The organism is Alphaproteobacteria bacterium LSUCC0684, assembly GCA_041228335.1.
Taxonomy (GTDB): domain Bacteria; phylum Pseudomonadota; class Alphaproteobacteria; order Puniceispirillales; family UBA1172.
The window spans coordinates 1,061,281-1,087,057 of record CP166130.1 but is presented as its reverse complement, the minus strand read 5'-3'; the positions used below and the strand labels follow the sequence as shown (position 1 = coordinate 1,087,057).

Below are 25,777 nucleotides of genomic sequence, written 5' to 3'. Positions count from 1 at the left end.
GTCTCTTCCATCCCAAGATAACCAAGCCTGGCCTGGACGATCAGATATATCTTTCAACAAAATCTTCCACACGTCGCCAAAATAACTGACGCACCTCTGGCAATTCCAGAAGCAGTTCATGCCGCGCATCTGCGTATTCGTGAATTTCTATTCCCGGTACTGCAGGCAGGCAATTTAAGCTATGTTTCAGCGAGACGACAACCTCGTCAAGAGGAATATGGGCTGAAACCGGCAGATCAACTGTCGACATCCATGAGGAGTCGGCTGTAGTTTCAGTGCAGGACTGGTAGGCAGCCCGAACCCAGCCATAGCTTGGACCTGTAGTCTTCAAGGCAGGGTTTTTGTTCCACCAATTCACTTGCAAAGCGTAGCCTTCGGGGTCACGCGTAAGTACATTCTGGGGGTTAAAGATCTCATCTCGAGCCTTGGACTGACGAAACATCACCGGCAGTTTGGACATGCCTGGAAGCAGGCATATCACTTGAGCGAGAGCCTCAATAAGCCATGGTGGTTGAACAGGCGGCATGATCATGGGGGCGGAGAGAATGACCCCGCTCAGAAAATCCCTCATCATTTTCGAATATCGAAGGGCAAGATGCCCGCCCATGGAATGCCCGAACAGGAATAAAGGAAGACGATGATCAACGAATCCCGCTTCTTGAGCAACTGCGGTCAGGGCTTTCAGATGCAGATCAAACCCATCGGTATGAACAACCATCGGGTATTTGGGAGACAAACGGCCACTAAGCCCCTGCCCCGGCCAGTCAAGGATCAGGCTATCAATCCCCATATTGGCAAAATGTGCAACGGTTTCAGCATGTTTTTCGATGAATTCCGTGAAACCCGGAAGGATAAGTACCTTGGCCCTTGACCGAGCCCCGTTCAAATGGCTACGATATCGGACATCGACCCCATCAACTTTGAGCCTCAAATCCAATACATCAGACATTCAGCAGCAGGTATTCCCTCTCCCATGGGCTGATGACTTGAAGATAGGCATCGCTTTCCGCCCGCTTGATCTCGTCAAAAATCGTAACAAAACGGTCACCAAGAATTTCGTGAAGAGCTGTTTCCTTCGAAAGCTTGTCAAGAGCGGTATCAAGATTGCGGGGAATAGTCGTAAGATCTTCACCTGATTTTGTCCGCTCTTTTTTAGCCTTGATCTGACGTTCAAGGCCAAGGCAAACCGCGGCCAGTGTTGCGGCAACGGCAAGGTATGGGTTTGAATCCGCCCCAGGGATACGGTTTTCAATCCGGCGGTGTTCCGGGGCTGACCGCGGGACTCTCAATCCTACCGTACGATTATCCACCCCCCAGGCAAGGTTTGTAGGTGAGTCTTCACCAGACAAAAGACGCCTATAGGAATTGATATAAGGTGCCATCAGGGGCATCGCTGCTGCAAGATACCTTTGCATACCACCAAGAGCATGGGTGAACATTTCTGAAGGACTGCCATCTTCATTGCTGAAAATGTTCCGGCCCGTAACCTTATCTACAACGGAAACATGGATATGCATGGCGCTACCGGGTTGATTCTGCATAGGCTTAGCCATGAAGGTTGCGTGCACATTATGATCGAGCGCCGCCTGACGAACGGTTCGCTTGAAAAGAAAAGTCTGGTCGGCAAGATCAAGAGCATCACCATGATTAAAGTTGATTTCCATCTGGGCCGCTCCGGCCTCGTGGCTCAGCGTATCAACGTCGAGGTGCTGCGCATCGCAGTAATCGTAGATATCCTCAAAAAGAGGGTCAAATTCATTCACCGCATCAATTCCATAGGCCTGCCGCGCCATTTCTGCTCGACCAGACCTGCCCACCGGCGGCGATAACGGCGTATTTGCCTCATCTTCCTTGCGAACCAGAAAGAATTCAAGTTCTGGTGCTATAATGGGCTTAAGACCAAGGGCATCAAAACGTGAAATAACCGCTTTCAACACCTGCCTCGGGGCCACATCCACCATCGATCCATCATGATAGATAGCATCATGGATGATCTGTGCCGTTGGCTCCTTGTACCAGGGAACAAGTCGCTGGGACATCATATCCGGAACCAGATATATGTCCGATACGGTTTCCAGAAGAACTTCGCTGCTAACGTATTCGCCCGTGACAAGTTGACCAAAGACATATTCAGGCAGACGCAAAGATCCGTCCTGAAGGCTGGTCTTGAATTTGTTAACTGGCACGATCTTGCCGCGAGGAATGCCTGCCATATCGCTGACGAGACATTCAACTTCAGTGATGGACTGCTCTTCGAGCCAGGCCATTAATGCATCAATCATAAAACATCCTGAATTCTGTTTGTCTGATTATCATTCCAAGCAGGTAAAAGGACAAGCCCTATCTTTCGTGACTATCTTCACCAGCATCGGAGTCTTCTGCGGCCTGGCGCATCCACATGTCATAATACATCCCCTTTGCAGCAAGCAGTGCCTGATGGGTTCCTCGCTCAGCAATCCGGCCTTCATTGAGCACAAAAATCTCATCGCAATTGACCACTGTTGAAAGACGATGTGCAATCACAAGTGTGGTTCGGCCCTTGGAAATGGTATCAAGAGAATGCTGAATTTCCTTTTCCGTTCGACTATCCAGGGCTGAAGTGGCCTCATCAAAAAGAAAGATGGAAGGGTTCTTGAGAATAGCTCTTGCAATGGCCACGCGTTGCTTCTCACCGCCTGAAAGCTTGAGCCCCCGCTCGCCGACCTTGGTATCATATCCATCCGGAAGATCAGCAATGAACGTATCCAATGATGCCAATTTGGCGGCGGCCCTGATATCAGACAAACTCGCATCCAGTCGACCATAGGAAATATTTTCGGCAATCGTTGAATTGAACAGCACCGTATCCTGTGGAACAACAGCAATTTCACTTCGAAGGCTAGCCTGCTGCACCATGTTGATCGGCTGATCATCAATACGGATAACGCCTTCTTCGGGATCATAAAACCGGAAAAGAAGTCGGGAAATGGTGGATTTTCCAGCACCACTCGGCCCAACAATAGCCACCCTCTGACCGGGCTCAACCGTGAGGTTCAGCCCACGAAGAACCCCGCGAGGCCCATAGGAAAAAACAACATTTTCAAAACTGATCCTGCCACCGCTAATTTTCAATGGCGGGGCATCTTTGGTATCAGTGATATCCTGCGTCTCCCGCAGAAGCGAGAACATGCGTTCCATATCCGCAAGAGATTGCCGAATTTCCCGATAGATATACCCAAGAAAATTCAACGGCAGATAGAGCTGGATCAGATAAGTGTTCACAACAACAAAACTACCGATGCTGAAATTGCCCGCATGGATATCATGTCCGGCAAGGCCCATCACCAGCATGAGCCCCGTTGCAATAATCAGCCCCTGACCGATATTGACAACCGAAAGTGACGTTCGAGACTGAACCGCTGCATTCTCATACCTGGAGAGAGCTTTGGAATATCTCTCAGCTTCAATCTCTTCAGCATTGAAATATTTTACAGTTTCATAATTGAGAAGTGAATCAACCGCCCGGGTAGCGGCGTGTTCATCCGCCTCGTTCATCTGCCGGCGAAACTTGATCCTCCACTCAGTCACGGTCAAGGTGAAACCGGTATATATAAGGACCGTTAGAAAGGTCACTGCAGCGTAGCCAAACCCGAAGAGTGACCACATGATGCCTGAAACAAGCACAAGCTCAATGAATAGCGGAGCAACCTCAAGGAGGGCAAAGGTGAGTAGGAACTCCATCCCTTTTGCACCGCGCTCGATTGCTCTGGTCATGCCGCCTGTCTGTCGGTCAAGATGAAACTTCAGGCTTAGTGAATGCAGATGGCGAAAGGTTGTGAGGGCGGCACCATGAACCGCTTTCTGCGCCACACGAACAAAGACAAATTCACTGCCTTCATCAAAAATCTGCTGGCTGACACGCGAAAGAGCATAAGCACCAAGAAGCCACCACATGATCTGAAGATCAAAACTGCCTTCACTGCCCGCAACGTGGTCAACCACCCATCCGTAAGCAAGCGGCGTCATCAGGGTTGCAGTTCTGGCAAGCGCAATCAGAACAAGCGCAAGGCCTATTCTGCCGGCTACCGTCCGATCACCCTTCGGGGAAACATACGATGCAAGGTCCCTTAAGGCAGGGCCAATGCCAATCCGTGCCCCTGTCCACTGGACGATCTGTTCTTTTGCCATGTTGGTCTATGGTCCTTAAATCAGGAAACCGAAAAGCTTTCGCCACATCCGCATCGTGCGGTTTCATTCGGATTGTTAAAGACAAAACCAGATGAAAACTTGTCTTCGCTCCAATCCATCTCAGAGCCGATAATAAACATTACCGCTGCCGGGTCCACAAGCACCGTAACGCCTTTTTCGGTTATAGCGTCTTCAAAAGGTTTTTTCTCGGTGGCGTACTCGACCTCATATTTCATGCCGGAACAACCCGCTGTTTTGATACCTACGCGAATACCAATCACGCCATCGCCCCCTTTTTCAACAAGGGCACGAACATGACTTGCAGCTTTTTCCGTCAAGGAAAGAATGGGTTTGTTTGGATCAAACATGACCTACCATATCATATCTAGTGCCAGTCTTGCATCATCACTCATCCGGTCTTTCGTCCATCCCGGCTCCCAGACAAGATCAACATGGACACATCCGGCTTCCGGAATAGCCGCAACGGCCTCAGCGACCTGTCCTGGCATCTCCCCGGCAACCGGACATCCCGGTGCTGTCAGGGACATGGTGATGCTGATATTACCATTGTCATGCCTGATAATATCGTAAATCAGGCCGAGATCATAGATATTTACCGGAATTTCAGGATCATGAACTGTTTTCAGCGCATCCACAATAAGCGCAAGATCAACAGCCTTTCCATCCGCCAGTTCTTTTCCGGCCGAGGCGCGAAATCCTTCCGGCGTAACTTCAGACTGGTAAGGCATGAAATGTTCGAGCCCAAGGGGATGGTCAGAGTCAGTATTTGTTTTACTCATCATCCGAAAATCTTTCTGACGGTTTCAAGCGCATCAGCAAGGGCATCAAAATCTTCCCGCCTTGAATACATCCCGACGCTTGCTCTTGCCGTAGAGCCGAGATCAAGGAAATCCATCAGCGGTTGGGCACAGTGATGACCTGCCCTGACAGCTACCCCCTTTCGATCAACAATGGTGGCAATATCATGGGCATGCGCGCAATCCATGACAAATGAGACCACCCCGGACTTTCCGGGAGCCGTTCCCACCAGTTTCAGCCCTTCGACCGATGACAGGCGCTGATGCGCATAAGCCAACAGATCACGTTCATGATCCCTTATGGTCTCCATACCGATGGATTGTACATAATCAATAGCAGCCCCAAGACCAATGGTTTCAACGATCGGCGGGGTTCCCGCCTCAAATCGCTGGGGCGGGTCAGCATAGGTGGAATGTTCAATTTTAACCCGGTCAATCATGTCTCCACCGCCAAGAAAGGGGGGCATATCCTCAAGCAGATCCATCTTACCCCAGCACACACCTACCCCATTTGGACCATAGAGTTTATGTGCAGAGAAAACATAAAAATCACAGCCAATCGCCTGCACATCCACGGGCATGTGAACAACGCCCTGGCAGCCATCGACGACGAATATTGCCCCTACCCTATGTGCCGCTTCGGCAATAGCCTCAACTGGAAAGACTGTTCCCAGAACATTTGAAACATGGGGCATTGCAACAATACGAGTGCGATCGGTAATAAGAGATGTAATCTCGTCTATCGATACACTGCCATCCGAATTCACCGGCGCTGCCTTAACAATCGCCCCTTTCTCCTGAGCAATCATCTGCCAAGGGACAATATTTGCGTGGTGATCGGCAACCGAAATCAAAATCTCATCTCCCTTGTTAAGGAAAGTCCCACCCCATGAACGGGCAATGAGATTGAGCGACATGGTTGCACCGGAAGTCAGGACAACCTCATCAGCAGAAGACGCATTGATCAGTCCTGCCACTTTCTTTCGCGTCGCCTCATAGGCGTCGGTGGCCTCCTCCGAAAGAACATGCAGGCCGCGATGCACGTTGGCGTAATGTCCGCGATAGACCTCCATCATCGCGTTGATGACATAATCCGGCTTCTGTGCCGAGGCGGCGCTGTCTAGATAGACAAGCGGATGGCCATGCACCTCACGAGTCAGGATGGGAAAATCATCCCGTATGGATGCAATATCACGTCTTGGCAGTGACTGCTCATTCATCGTTCAAATCCCGTCATTCTGGGCAGAACCTATTCCGGAAAGCCATGATAAAACCTGTGGCCGGATAAATTCCGCCAGCATCGGGTTATCTATTTCACCAATGGCATCATCAAGAAAGGCTTCAATCAGCATCTGCCGCGCCTCTTCCAATGCAATACCACGGCTCATCAGATAAAAAAGCTCCGTATCATCAATCTCACCAACGGTAGCGCCGTGGGAGCAGGCCACATCATCGGCATAGATTTCCAGTTCAGGCTTCGCGTCTGCTTCACATTTTCGCGACAGAAGCAAGGCGCGGCTCATCTGATTTCCGTCTGTTTTCTGTGCATCAGGCGCAACCTTAACCTTACCCTGGAAAATTCCCCTGGCCGTGTCATCGAGCACGCCGCGCACTATCTGCATGGAGGTGCAGGAAGGCATATCGTGATTGATCTGGGTCGTGACATCCATCACCTGATCACGCCGGGCAAGATAGAATGTGGTCAGGGTGGCGTCGGCGCCTTCTCCTGCCATGGCAATGTGATTTTCGGTGCGTGAGAGCACCCCGCCCGTCTGAAGTGAAACCCCGCGATAAATCGCGTTTGATGAAACCGTAAATACCGCCTGGCCAAGGTGATGGCGCAACGCGCCTTCAGCCTGTATGCGGCCATGGTTGAAAACAGCCCCTTCTCCGACATACACAGCCACAACCGGTAAGGAAAGACCACTTCCCTCCCCTATATGATGCTCAAGCAGTGTTACTTCTGCTCCATCGGTTATATGCACAGCAATAACAGGATGGCTTGATGTATCATTTCCATCATTTATAAAAACAATGTTAAGGGGGGCATCAACCTTACCGCTAACGTGAAGCCCTTTGCCGGATCCAAGCAGCGCCATAGATGCATCAGCCACCGGATGACCAGCAAGGCGTCCATCTTCGAGTAGCGTGGCGCAGGTGGATCCATCCACGAGTTCTTCAAGCGTGATAGCCTGCGGCAGATCAGTTGATAGCTCTGGCTGGTAGATACCGTTGAAAAAAACAACTCGATGACCATCAGGCAACTCAAGCCCTGAAGGGGCTATGCCGGCCAAAGCCGGATCAAAGACACGTTTATTGAGTCGTGCAAGATTCGTAAAACGCCAGGCCTCCACCGAAGCAGAAGGCCAACCGGTGGTATTGAACCTTGCAGCTGCGGCTTGCCTGAGCGAAGACAGAGGGCCTTCAGCGGCCCGTTGTTTCATCAATTCAGGCTGCATTTGTAAAGCTCGAATATCCTGATTTTTCAACTTCTAGTGCGAGGTTCTTGTCACCTGACTTTAATATTTTTCCATCGACCAGAATATGCACATGGTCGGGGATAATGTGATCTAGCAGGCGCTGGTAATGCGTGATCACCAGCATACCGATATTGCCACCTCGCAGGGCGTTCACGCCTTCAGAAACGATTTTAAGCGCATCCACATCAAGACCGGAATCGGTCTCATCAAGAATAGCCATTGAAGGCTCAAGCAAGGCCATCTGGAGAATTTCAAACCGTTTTTTCTCTCCCCCGGAAAACCCGACATTCACCGCACGTTTCAGCATATCATCCTTAATACCAAGATCAGCGGCTTTGGCCCGAACAAGTTTCACAAATTCAAGATTGTCAATGTCATCCTGACCATTTTCACGACGTCTGGCATTGACAGCGCCCCGCAGGAAACTCATCCCGCCAACACCCGGAAGTTCAACCGGATACTGAAACGCAAGAAACATGCCGGCTCTGGCACGTTCATCGGCTTCCATCTCAAGGATGGAAGACCCGTCAAGAAGTATATCTCCACCGGTAACCTCATACCCGTCGCGACCGGCAAGCACGTAAGAAAGTGTGCTTTTACCAGAGCCGTTGGGCCCCATGATGGCATGGATTTCTCCGCGATCTATTTTCAGGCTTATTCCTCTAAGGATTTCTGTTGACCCGATACTGGCATGAAGATCTTTGATTTCAAGCAATGGCATGATGATATTCCTGTTCTCTTGCCGATTATCCAACACTGCCTTCCAGAGAAATGCCAATGAGCTTCTGGGCTTCAACGGCAAATTCCATGGGAAGTTCTTTCATGACTTCCTTGCAGAAGCCATTCACGATTAGCGAGACCGCATCTTCTTCTGTCATCCCGCGTTGCAGACAGTAGAAAAGCTGATCTTCCGAAATACGGGAGGTGGTCGCTTCATGTTCAATTCGCGCACTCGGGTTGCGCGAGATGATATAAGGTACGGTATGGGCACCACATTTATCCCCCACCAGTAGACTGTCACACTGGGTGAAGTTGCGCCCTCCTTCGGCCCCGGGCATCATTCGCACCAACCCACGATATGTGCTGTCAGATTTGCCCGCGGCAATGCCTTTTGCGATAATGGTTGACCTCGTTCTAGGCCCTATATGGATCATTTTGGTACCGGTATCCGCCTGCTGGGCATTGTTCGTTACGGCAACGGAATAGAACTCACCGATGGAATCTGCCCCTTGCAGGATGCAGGATGGATATTTCCAGGTAATTGCTGAACCTGTTTCCACCTGCGTCCAGGATATCTTGGACCGGTCACCACGGCAGGCACCACGCTTGGTGACAAAATTATAAATTCCGCCTTTGCCGTTTTCATCTCCAGGATACCAGTTCTGAACCGTGGAATATTTGATTTCAGCATCAGTCATCGTAACAAGTTCAACGACCGCGGCATGGAGCTGATTCTCGTCACGTTGGGGCGCCGTGCATCCCTCAAGATACGATACATAGCTTTCTTCATCGGCAATGATAAGAGTTCGCTCAAACTGGCCGGTATTTTTCTCATTGATGCGAAAATAAGTGGAAAGTTCCATCGGGCACCGCACCCCTTTCGGGATATAGACAAATGATCCATCGGTGAACACCGCAGAATTCAACGCGGAGAAATAGTTATCGGCCTGGGGCACGACTGAGCCGAGATATTCACGCACCATTTCGGGATGTTTTTGGATGGCTTCTGAAATCGGGCAGAAAATCACCCCGGCTTCAGCCAGTTTCTCCCTGAATGTTGTAGCAACAGAAACCGAGTCAAAGACTGCATCCACCGCGACGCCGGCCAGCATTTCCTGCTCTTTGAGAGGTATACCCAGCTTCTCGTAGGTTCGGAGCAGTTCCGGATCCACCTCATCAAGGCTTTTTGGGCCTTCCGCCTTTTTTGGGGCCGCGTAATAGTGAATATCCTGATAGTCAATGGCAGGATAGTTAAGTTTGGCCCAGTCCGGCTCCGGCATGGTCAACCAGTGGCGATAAGCCTTTAATCGCCATTCAAGCATCCATTCCGGTTCATTTTTCTTTGCCGAAATAAGGCGGATGGTATCCTCATTAAGCCCCTTTGGGGCCTTGTCCACCTCAATATCCGTAACAAAGCCGTATTTATACTTGCCCGTGGCTTCTTCGACCTGACGGATGGTTTCAACTGTTGCCGACATGAAATCTATCACTCCCTGTGGTAACTTCGGCGGAAGGATGACGCACCCCTTCCTGAGCAAAAAGGCTGTCCGGGTTCACGAGATCTGCGAGGGTAACGCTTGCCAGTGCATCAGCGATAGCGACGTTGACACGTTCCCAGTTCCCGCCAAGAAAACAACTATATCTTGAGGCACAGGCGTCAACAGATGTCTCAACACAGGCGGTAAGAGCAATCGGGCCCTCAAGAGCCTCAATGATTGCCGCAACTGAAATCGAAGCAGGATCCTGCATCAATGCATATCCACCTGACTTGCCTCTGGTAGCCGAAACAAGGTCTGCTGCCGCCAGCATTTTTAGTATTTTGGCAACGGTGGGCTGAGAAAGACCGGTCCTTCCTGATATGTCCGCCGCAGAGAGACACGTATCCTCATCATGACGCTGCTCATATGCCAGCAGGCTTAAGAGGATTGCTGCGTAATCTGTCATGCGATTCAGCTTGATCACATTAACCTCGTTAAATTCAATGATTGCCGGATGGAGTGTCTCCAGAACCTGCAAGTTTTCCTCACCAAAATCGATTTTTCCAGACTGAGCAGGACTATTCACGATCAGGGCAAGTTTTAATCAGGACCAATTTGGTCCTGAATGTTATATGGAATGTTTATAAACATAATGCAAGCCCTATCTTTGCGTATGAAAATGCGAATTAATCGCAATAATTCAAGAGATTGAACGAACTGAAACAATCAGATACCAGCATCGAAATATAAAAAAAACCCCGCTATTCTAAAACAGCGGGGCTGGATCCCATGCGTAAGGTTCCAACTTCATCTTGACCGAAACACTTACCGAACAGAAATCAAATTTCCGTGATATTCTTGCTTTATAGGTAAAAAATTTGTCGTCAACAGGGTTAGTTGATGCTATCGCGTCGCGGTAGATATTTGCCGTCATCAAACTCTTCAAACATTTCGGTCAGTTCAGGGTGATCAACAGGCCCTGATTCGCCATCGGGCAGCAGATTCTGCTGGCTCACATACGCTGTGTAGTAACTGTCCTCATTTTCAGCAAGCAAGTGATAAAAAGGTTGCTCACGGCTCGGGCGAATTTCAGCCGGAATAGCCTCATACCATTCTTCGGTATTGGCAAATTCAGGATCGACATCAAAAATGACGCCACGGAAGGAGAAATGACGATGCCGAACAACATCACCGATTGAAAAAATCGGCAACCGCTCGACTTTTACATCCTTGGACATAGCATTCCCCATATGGAAGATTTTAAAAAAGGCCGCATGAAGCGGCCTTCATGTGAAACATGATCTGAATTATCAGATACGTTCTTTAACTTTAAGCACCTGGCGACCACGATACATACCGGTTTTCGGATCCATATGGTGCGGGCGATGCAGTTCACCTGTTGTTTTATCTTCAACATAGGCATCGGCCTTGATCGCGTCATGAGCCCGGCGCATGCCACGCTTGGAAGGAGTTGTTTTACGCTTTGGAACAGCCATGGTGGTGTCTCCTGAAAAAATCAGTCTGTTGGTGGAGCCAGACGGGATCGAACCGACGACCTCCTGCTTGCAAAGCAGGCGCTCTCCCAGCTGAGCTATGGCCCCAAACAGAAACCCACGCGATATCGCGTGGAACGGCAGTCTTTATTCACCAGCAAGGGCCTGACGTCAAGCCCTTACTAGTAAAAAGTTTAAATTATTCGGCCGCAGGTGTTTCCAGTTTCGGGTTTTGCCCGAGGCTTTCAATCACTGCAGGGTGAATAATTTTTCCGGCCTTCACGTTCAGGCCATTTTTAAGGTGTGGATCGTCTTCAAGTGCCGCAACACCTTTTTCCGCCAATGCCAAAGTAAATGGCAAGGTTGCGTTGTTCAGGGCATGAGACGAAGTCAGCGGCACTGAACCTGGCATATTAGCCACGCAATAATGCACGATTCCATCAACATCATACACCGGATCTTCATGGGTTGTGGCACGGGAAGTTTCAAAACATCCCCCCTGATCAATTGCCACGTCACAGAGAACCGCCCCCGGACGCATGCTGGCAAGATGCTCGCGACGAACCAGGCGAGGTGCTGCGGCCCCCGGGATAAGCACCGCACCAACAACAAGGTCAGCCGTAGCAAGGGCATCTTCAATGGCCTTGCCGGTAGAATACTTCGTGGTGAGGCGGCCACCGAAAACATCGTCAAGGTAGCGAAGACGTGGAACAGAACGATCAAGAATTGTTACATTTGCCCCTACACCAACAGCAAGTTTGGCCGCGTTCGTGCCAACCACTCCACCACCGATGACAACAATATTTGCCGGATCGGTTCCAGGCACGCCCGATAGAAGCAAGCCACGACCACCAGCTGATTTCTTGAGGAAATATCCACCTTCGATGATTGAAAGCCGACCGGCAACTTCGCTCATCGGGGCAAGAAGCGGCAATCCACCCTGCTGATCGGTTACAGTTTCATAAGCGATCGCCGTGCAGCCCGATTCCATTAATCCGATTGTCTGTGCCGGATCTGGCGCAAGATGCAGATAAGTGAAAAGGATATGATCTTCACGCAGCTGCTTCCATTCAACTTCCTGCGGCTCTTTGACTTTGACGATCATCTCGCTTTCAGCAAAGACCGTTGCCGCATCAGGAGCGATATCAGCTCCGGCGGCACGATAATCATCGTCACTTGAACCAATGCCTGTACCGGCACCTGACTGCATGAGCACATGATGGCCACGCGACGTCAGCTCTTTCACGGATTCAGGCACAAGCCCAACACGGAATTCCCTGTTTTTAATTTCTGTTGGCACACCAATACGCATGGCGATACTCCTTATGTTTATTTATCGCAATCCTTATACCTCAAATCGCACGCAGGGTGATTGCAATTTCATTGATTCCAACACAAAGAAATGATATATTATTTAATTATTTTGTGAATTATTAATATATTATACGAAAATAATGAAAATAAGGTATTAATCATGTCATTTGACCGCGCAGACCGTGCCATCATCAGCGCCTTACAGGACAATGCACGACTGACCAATGTAGAACTGGCGGATCGAGTGGGTCTTTCACCTTCTGCCTGCCTGCGTCGGGTCAACCTTCTGGAGAAAAAAGGGATCATTTCAGGTTACAATGCTGAGATTGATGCCGCAAAAGTCGGCTATGATGTGGTGGTTCTGGTTCAGATTACCCTGACCGGCCAGTCCGCCTCCATATTACGCGATTTCGAAGAAGCTGTTGTACGAATTCCCAACCTTCTCGCTTGTTTTCTGATGGCTGGTGCAAAAGATTATATTCTGCGGATTGCGGCCCGGGATGTATCAGATTACGGCATCATTCACAGCGATCATCTTGCCGCTCTCCCCCATGTGCAGAGCATGGAATCAAACTTTGTCCTGCGCACGGTTGCTAATCGGGGTCTCCCGGTAGAGCTTCTATAACCCTATGCGGATTTTCGGCTTTGTGGTTGCAAGCCCGCAGGCTTCCGACATCTGATGAATATCTTCAATTTTTGCCGCCAGAAATGACCAGTCGTCCTCCCTTGCAATGGGAGCCCAGATTGCTTCAACTTCATCTATCAGCATCGTCACCGGATGAGTTCGACTGAAATACGGATGATCTGGCGTTGCCCCCTCTTTTGTTGGGGCTGAGCCAAGATACGACGTAAGAATTTCAAAACCCGGGCTTTTATAGATAGACCCGCGAGGGCCATCATAGGCGCGATCCCTGCTTGCTGCCCCGCCATACCAATCGAAGAAGACAGATTCAAAGTTGATATCCTCCGCCTTGAGCGTCTTGAAGAATGTCTCGCTCATGGCTTCGGCTTCATCCCATGTCTCATCAATTCCAAGACGGCGGCACAAGGATTTAATCATTGCACCATTAATTTTCTCCTGATACCTGCTAACAGATTTCTGCATCGCTTCTATCCCCGTGATATCGACAAAGCAGTCCGCCAGTCTGCAGAGAGCCCAGAACGTGGCTTCAGGTTGACGGCCATAGGCATAACGCCCCTGATGGTCAAAATAGGCAGCGGTAAAGCCCGGGTCCAATTTTGGCAGAAACCGCCAGGGGCCGTAGTCGAAACTCTCACCACTGATGTTGAAGTTGTCGGTATTCAAAACACCATGAACAAAGCCTGCCGCCATCCAGCTTGCAGCCAATTCGGCCAGCACTCCCCCCACATGGCCAACAAAAGCTTCAGCAAGGGCAGCGTCGTCCATATTTTCCTGGAAAATTGCAGGGTAATAATTATGGGCCGCGTATTGCAACAACATGACCAGCCGATCTTTGTCACCGTTATAGGCCAGCCGCTGAAAGGAGCCTATACGAATATGACCATGGCTGAGACGCACCAGAACAGCGGAACGTGTCGGCGACGGTTCATCATTACGTTGTAGCTTTTCGCCCGTTTCGATAACCGAGAAAGTTTTGGATGTATTCACTCCCAAGGCATCAAGCATCTCTGTTGCAAGAATTTCGCGGACTGCTCCCTTTAAGGTCAATCTGCCATCCGCTGTGCGTGAAAAGGGCGTCAACCCAGAGCCTTTTGTACCAAAGTCAAGCAATCTTCCATCCACAGGGTCTTCCATCTGGGCATAGAGAAACCCTCTTCCATCACCGATCTCTGGATTATAGACACCGAACTGATGGCCATGATAGGCAAGGGCGAGCGGAGCTTTGAAGGAACCGGGGAATCCCTCAAATCGAGCAAAACGACGACACCATTCCGAGTTGTTTGACGCTAATTCGCCAAGTCCGAGACGCTCCGCCCAAGCCAGGTTCTGATAGCAAATTAGGGTTTCCGGAAATGATGCTGCTTTTACACGCCGAAACAAGTCGCGACTAAGATAGAGATGATTGCGTTTGGGAATAAATTCACCCATATAATATCCTTATTGGCTTGTCATGGAGGCGATAATGGCATCCTCACTTCACTCTGATCTTAACGATGTATTCAAACCCATAGAAGAGGCTTGTGGCCTGCCAAGTCAACTCTACATTGACACCGCCTCTCTTGAAGATGAGCGTCAGCACGTTTTTTTTGACAACTGGTCTGCCCTGACCAACGGATTTCAGGTGCCAGAGGCAGGATGCGTTCAACCCGTTGACTTCCTCGGCATGCCTCTTCTGGTTGTCCGAAACCGTCAAGGAGAGATACGTGTCTTTGAGAATGTGTGCCGCCACCGTGGCATGAAACTTATCGAAGAACAAGGCAAACTCAAAGGGCCCATAACCTGCCCCTATCATGCCTGGGCCTATGATCTGGATGGTGCATTAAAGGCAACACCTCATGTTGGTGGTCCAAACGTCAACACCCACCCGGTCATCGACCCTGATGAAATGGGGCTTCTTGTTGTTCCAAGCCATGTCTGGAGAGATGTTGTCTTCGTCAATATCAATGGTAATGCCCCTCCATTTGAAGACGTGCATCGTGATGTGATTGAACGCTGGCGTGAGTTTGATCAACCGATCCACCATGGCGGTGCTGATTCGAGCTTTTCGCTTGAACTCAAAAGCAACTGGAAACTGGCCGTTGATAATTACTGCGAAAGCTATCATCTTCCGTTTGTTCACCCTGACCTCAATAGTTACTCGAGGCTTGAGGATCACTACAATATCGTCGGCAAGGCTGGTTTTGCCGGTCAGGGAACTCTTGTCTATAACCCATCTTTGAGTGAAGATGGGTTTGCATTCCCGGATTTTGAAAATCTCTCCCAAAAGTGGGAAAAAGCAGCTGAATATATAGCTGTTTTTCCCAATCTTTTGCTTGGGGTACATCGAGACCATGCGTTCAGCATCATTATCGAACCTGCAGGCCATGACCGAACCATCGAGCATGTCGAACTTTACTACCCGACAAATGACTGTACACAGGATGAATATGCCAAGCTGAGGCAGGCCAATACCAAGCTTTGGCATACGGTATTTAAAGAAGATATCGGTGTTGTTGAGGGCATGTATGAAGGTCGTAAAGCTCCCGGTTATGATGGAGGCAAATTCTCTCCCGTCATGGAAGAGCCAACCTGGCGATTTCATCACTGGATTGCCGAGCAGATGCTGAAAGCCGAAGCAGCAGAGTAATGTACTAACTGGAAAATCCAAGGCCTTTAGCTGCGCCGGGTGAAATATGTATTGCGGCAGGGTAATTACCGGCCAGGGCCGCCATTTTTCTTGTAGCCTGATGATCAAAACCCCGCTGTAAAACCAAAGCATGAAACTCCTTTAATTCACGTTCAGCCTTGGACGGTTTTAATTTATGTTGTGTTTTTTCACGAAGTACTGCTTTCGTGAAATTGGTCGCGGTCACTACCCGAAAGAATAGTGAGCCAAAAACATCAGCATCACGCAGAATCGCGGTAGCATGATCCATCTTTATAGCTGACTTGGCACCGTCCCTTGCGGTTGACATAATCATTGCCTCAAAACGTCGCCGCAAAATCCCAGATCCAGACCTGGTGAAAAGCAGACGCCCAGCCTTGAGAGCTGATCGACGTTCTTCCCTACCAGTTTTCAGACTTGCAAATCGTCCACGATGATCAAAATCATGGCATAGTGCGGCCAGCAGCAACATTCGCTGATCCCGAGGGGGCAATCTTGCCCATCTCCCGATAAGCGCTGCCTGAACGACCACCGCTACAGTATGCCATGGATGATGATAACTATTGCAATGAGGATTTAGCGTCACTTCCCGACAAAGACGCTTTCTTATTTTATGAGGAGTGTATGATGGCCAGCCCCCAGCCCAGATCACTATCTTCTGGAAGAACGGCGCCTGTCTTTGTTGTATCATCTGTTCCAGAAAATAAAGACTGGAAGGCCAGCGGCATAAAACATATCGAAGTTCAGGGATGGCGATACCTGATTGCCGTATTTTTACTCTCATAGATCAGCCATCTTCAAGAGCAAAAACCAGGTGAAAAAGATTGCCCGTTCGCCCGGAGGTAATTTCATATTTTTCAGTAAGAGTTTGTATCAGCCCAAGCCCTAGTCCTCCATCTTCAGGTTTGCGGTGCAATTCATGTGAAAACCACTCCCCTGCCATTGCCGGCGGGGCTGTGTCCCTTATCCAGCAAAACATCTGCCTTGAGGAATGATTGCAGTAGATCTTGATGGTAATTTGGCCACTAGTATCCCCACCTCCATATCCATGACGGATAATGTTCTGCATCACTTCACCGACCGCCAGCTGGATATCCGTCTCATATTCATCAAGATTAAATGAAACTAACGCCTGCCTGATGAATTTCCTGCTCTTAGCAAGACTGGAAAGTGTCGCCGGGAACATTGTTCTCATGGCATGGGGGCTCATCATGCATCCCTCATCTGGCCCGTGCCAGTGACGACCAGAAGACTTGCATCATCATGGGTGATCAACTTACCTTCCAAGAAGCGGCGCATGATCGAGGTAACCCGCTTCGAGCTGGAAAGATTACGGTGAGTTTTGATGATTTGAGCAAGACCTTCAATTCCCAACTCCTTGCCATCTGAAAGAGCTTCGGTAATCCCATCGGTAGCCAAATAAAGCGCGGAACAGGCAAGATTTCCTTTCCATGGAACAAGTGTTTCAACAAAAAGATCAGCAATACCAAGCGGCACAGTATGCGATGGGATCATTTCAATCTTACCGGTCTGGTCATCCTGCCAGATGATCGGGCCGTGTCCACAATTGATTAGCTCCGCCTCTCCTGTTTGGATATCAAGCCATCCCAGAACAAATGTGATATATTGATCTGAGCCATTACGAATAAATTCATCATTAAGCTGGCTTGCAATCACGCGAATATTTTTCTCCTGCCTTGCCAGAAGACGAAAAACAGAGACCACCTGCGCCATCAACAGCGCCGCTGTAATTCCTTTACCCGCCACGTCCCCCTGGCAGAACATTATGCGGGAGCCAATATGCCGAAAATCCATGAAATCACCGGAAAGTTGCCGCGCAGGCAAGACCTTCCCAGCGATATGTCCCGTTGGATCAATATCAGGTATAAGGGTTGCCTGCGCTTCGGTTGCCTGATCAAGATCACGTTGCAGTATCTGATCAGAAATAACTTTTTCAGCGAGGCGCATGTTGACTACTGCCATAGCGAGTACAGATGCAAGTGAAGATAGCAGAGAGAGATCAGAAGGCTCAAAAAAACAAATGGTTTCAGAGATGTTTTCTTTTCTGCGATTGATTGCCTCTATGACGCCGAAGCGGTCATCTCCCAGCTTTACGGGGGCTGTTATGGTGGTAATCGTGCGAAACCCTGATCTTGCATCTGCGAGATGGTAATGCGCCCCATCTGTTTCGGCGTTGGATACGATTTCAGCTTCACCAGTGGAAAAAGCCCGCCCAACCAGCCCTTGCTCCACCGGTACCAACATGCCTGTTATATCCACCGGCCCTAGGCATACCACACATTCAAGCATGGCATCCTCATCACGGTACATAAAAAGGGATCCAGCCTCCGCCTTCACCTCCTCCAGAACTTTCGGCAGAGCCCATCGCAAGGCCACCACAGCATCGCCTGTTTCCCCGAACTTCTGCATGAGCCCGGCAACCAGATTGAGCCCGTTAGTTTCTTCCATGTTTTCGGTGATGCTTTTTTCGATCATAGGGAAAGCGGCCCGCCAGTTCAACGAAATGTCCCAGGTTTGATATCAGGAGCCGTTTCAGAATCAGTGCTCAGGTCTGTATCCGGATCCGTTAAGCTATTGTCGATATCACTACCAGTTAGCGCCTTATCCTTTGGGGCTTTTTGATCAACTTCATCCAACGTGGTGAGACCAAAATTTTCCGTTACCGCATCCTCGACCGGCACCACTTCTCCGATCGGAAGAAGTGTATCCAGCTTTGCCACCTCCAGAACCCGGAAAACAGGAGCGCTGATCACGGGCACCTGCAATTCGATCCCATATTCATGGCAACGCTGTCGGGCTATCAAGAGCACGGCAATACCGCTCGAGTCGATATATCTTACGGAACTGGCATTGATTTCCAAGAGCACAATTCCTGAAAGTTGCTGAATTTCAGCCTTAAGGTCTGCGGTTGTCTGGAGGTCAATATCCCCGGCAAGAACCAGGTGAGCTGTGCCATCAATGATATCAATCGAATACATTATTGAAAAACGAGGCCCGTGAAGGCCTCGTTCCCCTCATTCTACCAGGTAACCGTGTCTACGCTGGCAAAGGCTCCATTGCCGTCATTGCCGTTGCAATACCCGATTTCGATATCATTGCTGTCGGAGTTGTGGTCATATGTGCCCGATGACATCCGAAGAACTACCTTGCCATGATTGCTGGCATCGCTACAACTCGGATCTCCCTCGCTACCAGAAACGCTGGCATTATCATGAATGGTTGTGCTCGCATCATACGCATTGTGATAGGGATTAGTGATATCAGCAAGAGGTCCGGTGCTTGCCGTGGCATTGGAAAGACAAGCGGTCATGTTATCACCAACGCCCTTCTTGCATTGTTCAGGTTCAAGCGCGATTCCCCCGGCACGGGCAATGCCGCTCGTTTTCATCCAGCGAGCCACCGACTGCGCGTTTGTTTTGGCAACATCTGCCTTGGTACTGTCGATATATCGTTGATAGCCAACTATACCAACGGAAGCCAGAATACCGATGATGGCAACCACCACCAGAAGCTCTATGAGGGAAAAACCCTTTTGTTTTGATGGAAAAGACATAGTTTAATACCTCAATTTCAGGTGGCTGAGATTAGCCAGTCATGTCTCCCGAAATGATGGATCAAATGCGCCAATGCAACTAAATTCTGACTTTTCTATGCTTAAGATTTTTATTTAGCTTTTGGTGTTATCTAATTGATTAGGTTCTTTTGTTTAAGAATATCAATATACTTATCCATTGTAATCATGCCATATTGAGCCCCTGTCTGCATGATCGTTTCAATCTGTATGATTTTTGCCTCCCGGATAAGGTTTGCAACAGCCGTGACATTGACCATGACTTCGAACGCACCTATGCGGCCACCACCCTGCCTGGGTAGGAGACGCTGGGTTAGAACAAGACGGAGTGACTGCGAAAGCTGTGACCTTGCCTGTGGTTGTTCGGCGGCTGGAAACACATCGATAATTCGGTTGATTGTCTCCGGTGCCCCATTTGTATGAAGCGTGCCAAAAACAAGATGTCCGGTCTCCGCAGCCGTCATTGCCATGGAAACGGTTTCATAATCCCGCAACTCTCCCATGAGGATGATATCGGGATCCTGCCGCAAAGCACCTTTAAGTGCCCGGGCAAAACTTTCTGTATCACGTCCAACCTCACGTTGAGTGATCAGAGATTTCTGTGAAACATGAATAAACTCGATTGGATCCTCTATGGTGATGATATTCTCGCTTCTTTCACGGTTGATCTTGTCGATCATCGCGGCAAGGCTCGTGGACTTACCCGAACCTGTGGCTCCAGTGACCAGAACGAGTCCATCCCTTTCAGACAAGACATCATGCACCGCCGCCGGCAGGCCTAGCATATCAATATGCGGTACCTCGGAAACAATAACCCTGAGAACAAGCGCATACCCCCCCATCATCCGATAGCCGCTGGCTCGAAAACGCTGGCCTTTGTATTGAACCGCAAAATCAACATCCCCGTTGGATTTGAAGAGCTGAAATTCCTCTTCCCCCAGTTCAACCCTTAAGAAAGACTCAATCTCATCCGGCGAGATGATGAGATCTTCACGTCTTATGATTTTCCCGTCCGAGCGAAAGGCGAGCGGCGCATTGGCGTGAAGATGAAAATCGGAAACCTTTTGCGTAGTTATAATGTCCAAAAGATATTCGTAGATTGCGTTTTCCATATCATTCCTCTGCCATGGTCGGGAAACATATTTGAAATGTTCTTAAATCTTCCACACAGCCTGATTTTCGCAATAGCCACTAAGATCACTTGCATGCTGATCATCAGCGCTGGTGCCGCAGCAACTTCTGGGAAAAGTCCAGATAACACCCTGGCCGAACATCTTATTTTGGCAAGGCGTGGCAGTCCGGAGGCAATGGTTGAAGTTGCCAAACTTCTCCTGGAAGACAGACGTTGGAGAAATGACGATACGCTTCATAGCGACGCTTTTGGCTGGGCGTTAATTGCAGCTCGTCTAGGTCATCCCGAGGCCGCAACCCTCACCGGAAGCCTTTATCGTTCAGGTACTGGTGTTAAGCAGAATTTCGTGAAATCAGGTAAATGGTTGTGGCGCGCGAGGCAGCGCCAGGCGCGAGGCGCAGATTTTGAACTGGCGCTATTCTATCAGGATGAACGGAATCCGGTCCAAGATAAGGCTAAAGCGTCTTATCATTTGAAAGCCGCGCTAAATAAAAAAGACCCCAGGGCCTGCGTTCTGGCCGCGCAACAGAAAATACAGCGGCAGATCCCGACGCGCGAGACCTTGAAAGAACTTACCTGCGCTGCCGAAGGTGGGATAATTCCGGCCATGCTTATTCTGGCAACCTACTATGAAAAGAAAAGCTCCCCCAATGCTTTGTTCAAGGCAGAAGCCTGGTTGAAAAAAGCAGTTGCCGCTGGCAGTTCAACTGCCTTGGAACGACTTTACCCTCTACCATAGGGAAACAGGCCTCCGTGATATTTTCCCACCACCTTGAATTTTTTTTCATTCCGGCCACTATACCTGAATTTTCGGGCACCCTTGGCGCCGTCTTCTTTGGCGCAGTATTTATTGCAGGCATAAGTCTTGGCTCATTCATCCATACAGCGGCACTAAGGCTGAACAGAAGTGTCGATTTCATTTTCACTCCTTCGTCCTGCCAATATTGCAATAGACCTCTGTCTTGGCGGCAAAATCTCCCCTTGATCGGCTATCTTCATCATTATGGAAAATGCCGTCTCTGTAATGCTCGAATATCACCCTTGTATTTTTGGACGGAACTGGTGATGGGCGGGTTCTGCCTCATGATCGCCTTTCTCTATCCTCTGCCTGTTGCACTAGCCTGGATTGGTGGAGGCAGCCTGATGTTACTATGTGGCCTGACTGATCTTGACCGGATGATCCTCCATTTACCGGTGATGCTTCTTCTTGGGGCAGCAGGTTGCGTTCTCTCCTTATTCTCGTTCTGGCCAGTTACATTAATCGGCGCACTTCTGGGCATGATACTGATGATACTTGGGCTTTCAGCCATCAACATGCTTTATCGCTTCTGGCGCGGGATGGATGGATTTGGCGAAGGTGATATCTGGTTACTGGGCGCAGTCGGATGCTGGCTCGGGCCATTCTCAGCTATGATGGTTTTTATTACCGCATCCATGCTTGGAGCGATTACGGGGCTAATCCTGATCAGAACGGGTAGAGGTAACGCTTCGACCGCCCTGCCCTTTGCCAGTTTTGTTTCTCTTGTTTTTATTTGCTGGCCGATAATCAATCTATTGCTTATTGTATATGTTTAGGTTTTTGAGTTGCATAAAGCAATTATCTGCATGGAGAATGCTTTCTAATCATGACCATCATAAACCAAGCACAAAACAGGGATGCGGCGCTTGCCCGCATCAAAACTTTATGGCAGGAAGCGGAAAAGATTACCGCACCTGAGGAAACCGTTCCTGATCCGGCCCGGTCTGAGATCATGGGCCGGATAGATGCTCTTATGTATCAAGCTGAAAAACTTGATCAAAATCAATCTGCCGAAGAAATTGATCATTTTAATGCTGAAAGCAAGGTATCAACTGATATTTCAGCATCTGCATTTGACACAAATCAGGCTCTGCCAACTGAAGAAGATTTAATCGACGAAATCGCCGCACGGGTAAATACCGCCGCACTTGCCGGCCCTGACATCGCCGAGACCGAAGATTTTGACAATGTCAAAACCCGGATGGAAGCCGTTTCGCGTATTCGACCATCCCATCAGGATAATAGCCAAACCCAAAGTCCTGAATATGCTTTTGGAGATGCTTTTTCGACGCTGATCCGTCATGTGGTTCGCCAGTACATCGATGATGAATTTGAAGATGTCATGCGCCACGCCATCAAGAATGAGTTAACCCGGCTGAATTGGGAAGTTGATGATACCGAAAATAAAACTTCCCCGAAAAAGCGAAAGAAATAAAGCCGGGATCAGCTCACCTCCTCGACTGTTTATCTTCCTTAATTCAAGTATTATCACTCTTGCACTGCTGGTGCTAGCATCTTGCGGTGGTCCGGCCCGGCTACCCCAGGATGTCAGCCTCGATGAGTCACGCAAACTTGTGCAGGAACGCTTGATTGCACCACTCAGCCGGAACAATTCAGCAACAACACAACTGCCGAAACCCAAGCCTCGCCGTCAATTGCTTCAGGTTCGATATCATCAAGACAGCTTTTATAACACGAGCTTTATCAGCACCCTTAAACGCCTTTCCAGCATTCATGGGTTTAGAAATTCGTCCCTTGCGCTATCTCAGTCAGAACCAGAACTCACATATGATCCGCCTGCTACTGACAAGCGTGAAAACCCTGATACCACCAGTGACCGGGCGAATTACATCATTCGACAAGGCTTGCAGCTTGAGCAATATCTTTTCTCCCAACTCAAGACAATCGATAAGAACTTCATTGCCGCAACACAGGATCTCAATGCAAATCTTCAGACACAGATTGCTGAAATTGATACTTCAATAAATAACAATTTGAGCAAATTTGCATCCTCAACCGACGCGCTGAGCCAAGAATTGCATCAACAAATAGGAAGACTTGAGGATGAAATCCGCAACCTCCAACAAAAACAGATACCCGGCCTTCAGCAGCCAACGCCCGGCCAAATTTTCGGGATGAATCTGACGCGGGACCAGGATGGATATCTTGATCTGCCGCCGGATCTTGCTCTCATTGGCAGCAACTCAACCGGATTGATGTCAAGCAAAATTGCCAATCTTGATATCAATCTGCCCAATCCTGTTGTCTGGGTTCGCTTTCACCATCTCTCCCTTGCTGAAGCAATTCGCTTCCTTGCTGGCCATGCCGGACTTCCCGTTCTTATCTCACATGAGGTTGAGAACATGGAAAGGAACTTCAGTCTAGATACCGAAGCTCGTATCCTTTCTATTCTCGATGCAGTTTTTCATCAGCACAATGTTTCGATCCTGTACGACAGCGATCTTGAAGTTGCCCAGATAACAAGCGATTTAGAATTTAATAATCACATAAATAAAATCAGGCAAGCTATTGAAAACTATAATTCATACCTGCATAAAACTCGACGACTTACCGAACTTGAACACCATCAAGATATCCTGACCTCATTGCTGAATATTATCAATCAGATAAAGAACGACATGCCTCAAGATGAGAATGTCTCAAACCTGATACCACAAGAGTTGGTCGACCTCGAAGTGATGCTTCCTACTCTCGGACAGGATACAACAGGCCAACTGCTTAATACCTTTCTGGCTGACCTTGCCGCTTTATCTACACTCGCATCATTCAGGAAAAAGCAGGATTGGCTTCGCGAACTTGCCGGTCATATAGATGGAAACTTTGCTGATCATACCTTGACCTTACCTATGCAGGCAAATCTCCCGCAACCCACACTGACCGGGATGAAAAAGCTGGAGCAACTTAAGGATGATCGAAGAAGGCTTCTTGAAATGTTTGCTCTCGCCCAGCATTTGCTTGATGGCAAGGCCAGCACCTTCCTGGATCAGGCCGCAGACTTTCCTCGAAACACTGGCGGTGAAGTCCTGTCCTCATCTCTACATCACCTTACGCTTTTTCGTCTCGACCTTATGGATAAACTTAAAACCTATGATACCGAAATTATCCCTGCCACCTTTGGCCACGGGCAATCTGCCCTTCGGACCGGGGGGGCCAGTGATGTTAGAAACCTTCACTATCTTACTTCCACCTTTCCGGAACTTGAGACCATTGCTGTTCATGATCCCTGTATTCATCCAGGGCGGGAAGTCTTCAGTGAGAAGATAGCTGTCTTTGGGGGTGAGACATCGGTCACGAAAATCGAAGCTATTCTGGAAAGTTATTTTTCCAATAACGCCAGTAAACTTTCGATCAGTCCAGATGAAAGCCTCGTTCAGGATAAACCAGAAACGCCAGCAAATACTGAGACTGGTAAAGATACTTTACCAGATGACATAAATAACCATTCAATTTCCAACTTAACTACTGCACGAGTTGATGAACGCCGCGCAACAGGAGAAGCAAACAGGATTAATGAAAGCTGCGCTGAAGATCCAGCGGCCCATTCTCCCCATTATGTTCGCGCCGATGACTTTTCGGGCTTTGTTGTCTATGGACTGATTTCAGATATAGAACTTGTACTCAAGCTCATTGAGGAATTTGACCAGCCTCAGCGACAGGTTCTCATCGAAGTCTTCATGATCAATATCACGAGGGATTTCGGCCGCCGCCTCAATCTTACCTTCCAGACCGATGCACTTGCTGAAAATCTTGAAGATACCGAAGAGTTCTTTCTTCGCCGTGATTTGACCGAACTCAGCCATACGGTCACCTCCGGCAACCCAGGTGGTTTTGTTTCCGGATTGATCTCCCCCAATCATCAGGTTCAGGCACTGGTAGATTTCATTGAAACCAACAATCTTGGGCGAACGATCTCAAGTCCGACTATTCTGGTGGAAGATGGTGGCCAAGCCGAGGTCTCCCGAACCTTGAAGAAAACCGTCATCATTCCGGTGATTGAGCAGATCACGGATGCAAACGGAAATCTTGTCAATATCACGAATAACCGGCCCGAGAAGAAAGAGGTAAAATTCAAACTCGATGTGAAAAAGATCCAGATCAACCCCAACAACAACAACGTCACGATTGAGTATGAGCTTACCGATTCCTCCTTTGATGCGCCACTTGCCAGCGTCACCGCTGATACCGGAGAAAAATCTGATTTCATCAAAACAAGATTTGTGGCGGCCCCAGGAGACGTGATTATTATGGCCGGTCTTTTCAAACAAGCTGACAGCGTGAACGTAACGGGCCTGCCCGGTACCACCACCTCTGGGTTGCCAACATCATTTCTGCTGGGAGGTGAAGATAATATAGCCAACTCCGTTGAGGAGATGATTATCCTCATGGCACCAACGGTAATTGAGCCTGAAATCGGCAAGACAGACGCAAATTCTGCACGCCTTCCGGCAATCAATCAAAACCTGAGGTAAAACATGA

Annotated in this window: 27 protein-coding genes and 1 tRNA gene; 7 read left to right on the top strand and 21 right to left on the bottom strand. The window is 49.0% G+C overall.

Annotation, left to right across the window (positions count from 1 at the left end):
• Positions 1 to 40: 40 nt before the first annotated feature.
• The 14 genes from AB8880_05125 to ald form a co-directional block, all read right to left on the bottom strand.
• A complete protein-coding gene (locus AB8880_05125; GenBank protein ID XDZ66778.1) occupies positions 41 to 949 on the bottom strand; it encodes an alpha/beta fold hydrolase in 909 nt (302 codons plus the stop codon).
• Entirely contained in the window at positions 942 to 2,282 is a 1,341-nt protein-coding gene (locus AB8880_05120) for a glutamine synthetase family protein (protein XDZ66777.1), read from the bottom strand. The genes AB8880_05125 and AB8880_05120 overlap by 8 nt, the downstream gene beginning before the upstream one ends.
• A 58-nt stretch (positions 2,283 to 2,340) precedes the next feature.
• On the bottom strand, positions 2,341 to 4,167 hold the full coding sequence (locus AB8880_05115; GenBank protein XDZ66776.1) for an ABC transporter ATP-binding protein/permease: 1,827 nt from the start codon (positions 4,165 to 4,167) through the stop codon (positions 2,341 to 2,343).
• Positions 4,168 to 4,187: 20 nt separating this feature from the next.
• Complete coding sequence (locus tag AB8880_05110) at positions 4,188 to 4,535, bottom strand: HesB/IscA family protein (protein XDZ66775.1); 348 nt, start codon at positions 4,533 to 4,535, stop codon at positions 4,188 to 4,190.
• Between the two features lie 3 nt (positions 4,536 to 4,538).
• The gene (locus AB8880_05105) at positions 4,539 to 4,970 is read right to left on the bottom strand and encodes a DUF59 domain-containing protein (protein ID XDZ66774.1); all 432 of its coding nucleotides are present in this window, start codon (positions 4,968 to 4,970) and stop codon (positions 4,539 to 4,541) included.
• The gene (locus AB8880_05100; protein XDZ66773.1) at positions 4,967 to 6,205 is read right to left on the bottom strand and encodes a cysteine desulfurase; all 1,239 of its coding nucleotides are present in this window, start codon (positions 6,203 to 6,205) and stop codon (positions 4,967 to 4,969) included. Before AB8880_05100 ends, AB8880_05105 begins: the two co-directional genes overlap by 4 nt.
• A 3-nt stretch (positions 6,206 to 6,208) precedes the next feature.
• On the bottom strand, positions 6,209 to 7,444 hold the full coding sequence (gene sufD, locus AB8880_05095) for a Fe-S cluster assembly protein SufD (protein ID XDZ66772.1): 1,236 nt from the start codon (positions 7,442 to 7,444) through the stop codon (positions 6,209 to 6,211).
• On the bottom strand, positions 7,434 to 8,186 hold the full coding sequence (sufC, locus tag AB8880_05090) for a Fe-S cluster assembly ATPase SufC (GenBank protein XDZ66771.1): 753 nt from the start codon (positions 8,184 to 8,186) through the stop codon (positions 7,434 to 7,436). The genes sufD and sufC overlap by 11 nt, the downstream gene beginning before the upstream one ends.
• 25 nt (positions 8,187 to 8,211) lie before the next feature.
• Positions 8,212 to 9,663, bottom strand: a complete 1,452-nt coding sequence (gene sufB / locus AB8880_05085) for a Fe-S cluster assembly protein SufB (protein XDZ66770.1) — start codon at positions 9,661 to 9,663, stop codon at positions 8,212 to 8,214.
• A complete protein-coding gene (locus tag AB8880_05080; protein ID XDZ66769.1) occupies positions 9,647 to 10,129 on the bottom strand; it encodes an SUF system Fe-S cluster assembly regulator in 483 nt (160 codons plus the stop codon). The genes sufB and AB8880_05080 overlap by 17 nt, the downstream gene beginning before the upstream one ends.
• Positions 10,130 to 10,556: 427 nt before the next feature.
• A complete protein-coding gene (gene hspQ / locus AB8880_05075; GenBank protein ID XDZ66768.1) occupies positions 10,557 to 10,901 on the bottom strand; it encodes a heat shock protein HspQ in 345 nt (114 codons plus the stop codon).
• Between the two features lie 72 nt (positions 10,902 to 10,973).
• Positions 10,974 to 11,159 (bottom strand): 50S ribosomal protein L32, encoded by a 186-nt coding sequence (gene rpmF / locus AB8880_05070; protein XDZ66767.1) that lies wholly within the window; start codon positions 11,157 to 11,159, stop codon positions 10,974 to 10,976.
• Between the two features lie 29 nt (positions 11,160 to 11,188).
• Positions 11,189 to 11,264 (bottom strand) — tRNA-Ala (locus AB8880_05065).
• 91 nt (positions 11,265 to 11,355) lie between these two features.
• On the bottom strand, positions 11,356 to 12,468 hold the full coding sequence (ald, locus tag AB8880_05060; protein XDZ66766.1) for an alanine dehydrogenase: 1,113 nt from the start codon (positions 12,466 to 12,468) through the stop codon (positions 11,356 to 11,358).
• Between the two features lie 162 nt (positions 12,469 to 12,630).
• Here ald and AB8880_05055 point away from each other — a divergent pair, with 162 nt between their 5' ends.
• Positions 12,631 to 13,095 (top strand): Lrp/AsnC family transcriptional regulator, encoded by a 465-nt coding sequence (locus AB8880_05055; GenBank protein ID XDZ66765.1) that lies wholly within the window; start codon positions 12,631 to 12,633, stop codon positions 13,093 to 13,095.
• Here the strand turns inward: AB8880_05055 and AB8880_05050 are convergent.
• Positions 13,090 to 14,541 carry a protein adenylyltransferase SelO family protein gene (locus AB8880_05050; GenBank protein ID XDZ66764.1) on the bottom strand — a complete coding sequence of 484 codons (1,452 nt, stop codon included), beginning with the start codon at positions 14,539 to 14,541 and terminating at the stop codon, positions 13,090 to 13,092. The two genes, AB8880_05055 and AB8880_05050, sit on opposite strands and share 6 nt — an antisense overlap.
• Positions 14,542 to 14,575: 34 nt before the next feature.
• Here AB8880_05050 and AB8880_05045 point away from each other — a divergent pair, with 34 nt between their 5' ends.
• The gene (locus AB8880_05045) at positions 14,576 to 15,739 is read left to right on the top strand and encodes an aromatic ring-hydroxylating dioxygenase subunit alpha (protein XDZ66763.1); all 1,164 of its coding nucleotides are present in this window, start codon (positions 14,576 to 14,578) and stop codon (positions 15,737 to 15,739) included.
• A gap of 4 nt (positions 15,740 to 15,743) precedes the next feature.
• On the opposite strand, the gene AB8880_05040 is transcribed toward AB8880_05045, so the two are convergent.
• Positions 15,744 to 16,229 (bottom strand): hypothetical protein, encoded by a 486-nt coding sequence (locus tag AB8880_05040; GenBank protein XDZ66762.1) that lies wholly within the window; start codon positions 16,227 to 16,229, stop codon positions 15,744 to 15,746.
• Between the two features lie 74 nt (positions 16,230 to 16,303).
• Here AB8880_05040 and AB8880_05035 point away from each other — a divergent pair, with 74 nt between their 5' ends.
• Positions 16,304 to 16,543 carry a hypothetical protein gene (locus AB8880_05035; protein XDZ66761.1) on the top strand — a complete coding sequence of 80 codons (240 nt, stop codon included), beginning with the start codon at positions 16,304 to 16,306 and terminating at the stop codon, positions 16,541 to 16,543.
• Position 16,544: 1 nt separating this feature from the next.
• Here the strand turns inward: AB8880_05035 and AB8880_05030 are convergent, their stop codons facing one another.
• The 5 genes from AB8880_05030 to AB8880_05010 all read right to left on the bottom strand — a co-directional run bounded on the left by AB8880_05030 (position 16,545) and on the right by AB8880_05010 (position 20,461).
• Positions 16,545 to 16,970: an ATP-binding protein gene (locus AB8880_05030; GenBank protein ID XDZ66760.1), complete on the bottom strand. Its 426-nt coding sequence runs from the start codon at positions 16,968 to 16,970 to the stop codon at positions 16,545 to 16,547.
• Positions 16,967 to 18,253, bottom strand: coding sequence for a SpoIIE family protein phosphatase (locus AB8880_05025; protein ID XDZ66759.1), 1,287 nt, complete (start codon positions 18,251 to 18,253; stop codon positions 16,967 to 16,969). Before AB8880_05025 ends, AB8880_05030 begins: the two co-directional genes overlap by 4 nt.
• A 20-nt stretch (positions 18,254 to 18,273) precedes the next feature.
• Positions 18,274 to 18,756, bottom strand: a complete 483-nt coding sequence (locus AB8880_05020) for an STAS domain-containing protein (GenBank protein ID XDZ66758.1) — start codon at positions 18,754 to 18,756, stop codon at positions 18,274 to 18,276.
• Between the two features lie 41 nt (positions 18,757 to 18,797).
• Positions 18,798 to 19,331 carry a type IV pilin protein gene (locus AB8880_05015; protein XDZ66757.1) on the bottom strand — a complete coding sequence of 178 codons (534 nt, stop codon included), beginning with the start codon at positions 19,329 to 19,331 and terminating at the stop codon, positions 18,798 to 18,800.
• Positions 19,332 to 19,462: 131 nt separating this feature from the next.
• The gene (locus AB8880_05010; protein XDZ66756.1) at positions 19,463 to 20,461 is read right to left on the bottom strand and encodes a type IV pilus twitching motility protein PilT; all 999 of its coding nucleotides are present in this window, start codon (positions 20,459 to 20,461) and stop codon (positions 19,463 to 19,465) included.
• Positions 20,462 to 20,554: 93 nt separating this feature from the next.
• Between AB8880_05010 and AB8880_05005 the strand changes: the two genes are divergently transcribed.
• The 4 genes from AB8880_05005 to AB8880_04990 are packed head-to-tail and all read left to right on the top strand — an operon-like array spanning position 20,555 to position 25,770.
• Positions 20,555 to 21,220, top strand: coding sequence for a tetratricopeptide repeat protein (locus AB8880_05005; GenBank protein ID XDZ66755.1), 666 nt, complete (start codon positions 20,555 to 20,557; stop codon positions 21,218 to 21,220).
• A 14-nt stretch (positions 21,221 to 21,234) separates the two neighbouring features.
• On the top strand, positions 21,235 to 22,056 hold the full coding sequence (locus AB8880_05000; GenBank protein ID XDZ66754.1) for an A24 family peptidase: 822 nt from the start codon (positions 21,235 to 21,237) through the stop codon (positions 22,054 to 22,056).
• A 50-nt stretch (positions 22,057 to 22,106) separates the two neighbouring features.
• The gene (locus AB8880_04995; GenBank protein ID XDZ66753.1) at positions 22,107 to 22,715 is read left to right on the top strand and encodes a hypothetical protein; all 609 of its coding nucleotides are present in this window, start codon (positions 22,107 to 22,109) and stop codon (positions 22,713 to 22,715) included.
• On the top strand, positions 22,672 to 25,770 hold the full coding sequence (locus AB8880_04990) for a type II secretion system protein GspD (GenBank protein XDZ66752.1): 3,099 nt from the start codon (positions 22,672 to 22,674) through the stop codon (positions 25,768 to 25,770). The genes AB8880_04995 and AB8880_04990 overlap by 44 nt, the downstream gene beginning before the upstream one ends.
• Positions 25,771 to 25,777 lie beyond the last annotated feature (7 nt).

Coding starts and splice junctions, on each gene's coding strand:
- AB8880_05025 (XDZ66759.1), bottom strand. CDS start 18,253: ATGATCGAAAAAAGCATCACCGAAAACATGGAAGAAACTAACGGGCTC.
- AB8880_05040 (XDZ66762.1), bottom strand. CDS start 16,229: ATGTTGCTGCTGGCCGCACTATGCCATGATTTTGATCATCGTGGACGA.
- AB8880_05120 (XDZ66777.1), bottom strand. CDS start 2,282: ATGATTGATGCATTAATGGCCTGGCTCGAAGAGCAGTCCATCACTGAA.
- sufD (XDZ66772.1), bottom strand. CDS start 7,444: ATGCAGCCTGAATTGATGAAACAACGGGCCGCTGAAGGCCCTCTGTCT.
- rpmF (XDZ66767.1), bottom strand. CDS start 11,159: ATGGCTGTTCCAAAGCGTAAAACAACTCCTTCCAAGCGTGGCATGCGC.
- sufC (XDZ66771.1), bottom strand. CDS start 8,186: ATGCCATTGCTTGAAATCAAAGATCTTCATGCCAGTATCGGGTCAACA.
- AB8880_05005 (XDZ66755.1), top strand. CDS start 20,555: ATGCTGATCATCAGCGCTGGTGCCGCAGCAACTTCTGGGAAAAGTCCA.
- AB8880_05030 (XDZ66760.1), bottom strand. CDS start 16,970: ATGATGAGCCCCCATGCCATGAGAACAATGTTCCCGGCGACACTTTCC.
- AB8880_04995 (XDZ66753.1), top strand. CDS start 22,107: ATGACCATCATAAACCAAGCACAAAACAGGGATGCGGCGCTTGCCCGC.
- AB8880_05115 (XDZ66776.1), bottom strand. CDS start 4,167: ATGGCAAAAGAACAGATCGTCCAGTGGACAGGGGCACGGATTGGCATT.
- AB8880_05045 (XDZ66763.1), top strand. CDS start 14,576: ATGGCATCCTCACTTCACTCTGATCTTAACGATGTATTCAAACCCATA.
- ald (XDZ66766.1), bottom strand. CDS start 12,468: ATGCGTATTGGTGTGCCAACAGAAATTAAAAACAGGGAATTCCGTGTT.
- AB8880_05100 (XDZ66773.1), bottom strand. CDS start 6,205: ATGAATGAGCAGTCACTGCCAAGACGTGATATTGCATCCATACGGGAT.
- AB8880_05055 (XDZ66765.1), top strand. CDS start 12,631: ATGTCATTTGACCGCGCAGACCGTGCCATCATCAGCGCCTTACAGGAC.
- AB8880_05110 (XDZ66775.1), bottom strand. CDS start 4,535: ATGTTTGATCCAAACAAACCCATTCTTTCCTTGACGGAAAAAGCTGCA.
- AB8880_05080 (XDZ66769.1), bottom strand. CDS start 10,129: ATGACAGATTACGCAGCAATCCTCTTAAGCCTGCTGGCATATGAGCAG.
- AB8880_05015 (XDZ66757.1), bottom strand. CDS start 19,331: ATGTCTTTTCCATCAAAACAAAAGGGTTTTTCCCTCATAGAGCTTCTG.
- AB8880_05020 (XDZ66758.1), bottom strand. CDS start 18,756: ATGTATTCGATTGATATCATTGATGGCACAGCTCACCTGGTTCTTGCC.
- hspQ (XDZ66768.1), bottom strand. CDS start 10,901: ATGTCCAAGGATGTAAAAGTCGAGCGGTTGCCGATTTTTTCAATCGGT.
- AB8880_05035 (XDZ66761.1), top strand. CDS start 16,304: ATGGATGATGATAACTATTGCAATGAGGATTTAGCGTCACTTCCCGAC.
- AB8880_05105 (XDZ66774.1), bottom strand. CDS start 4,970: ATGATGAGTAAAACAAATACTGACTCTGACCATCCCCTTGGGCTCGAA.
- AB8880_05010 (XDZ66756.1), bottom strand. CDS start 20,461: ATGGAAAACGCAATCTACGAATATCTTTTGGACATTATAACTACGCAA.
- AB8880_05125 (XDZ66778.1), bottom strand. CDS start 949: ATGTCTGATGTATTGGATTTGAGGCTCAAAGTTGATGGGGTCGATGTC.
- sufB (XDZ66770.1), bottom strand. CDS start 9,663: ATGTCGGCAACAGTTGAAACCATCCGTCAGGTCGAAGAAGCCACGGGC.
- AB8880_04990 (XDZ66752.1), top strand. CDS start 22,672: ATGATACCGAAAATAAAACTTCCCCGAAAAAGCGAAAGAAATAAAGCC.
- AB8880_05050 (XDZ66764.1), bottom strand. CDS start 14,541: ATGGGTGAATTTATTCCCAAACGCAATCATCTCTATCTTAGTCGCGAC.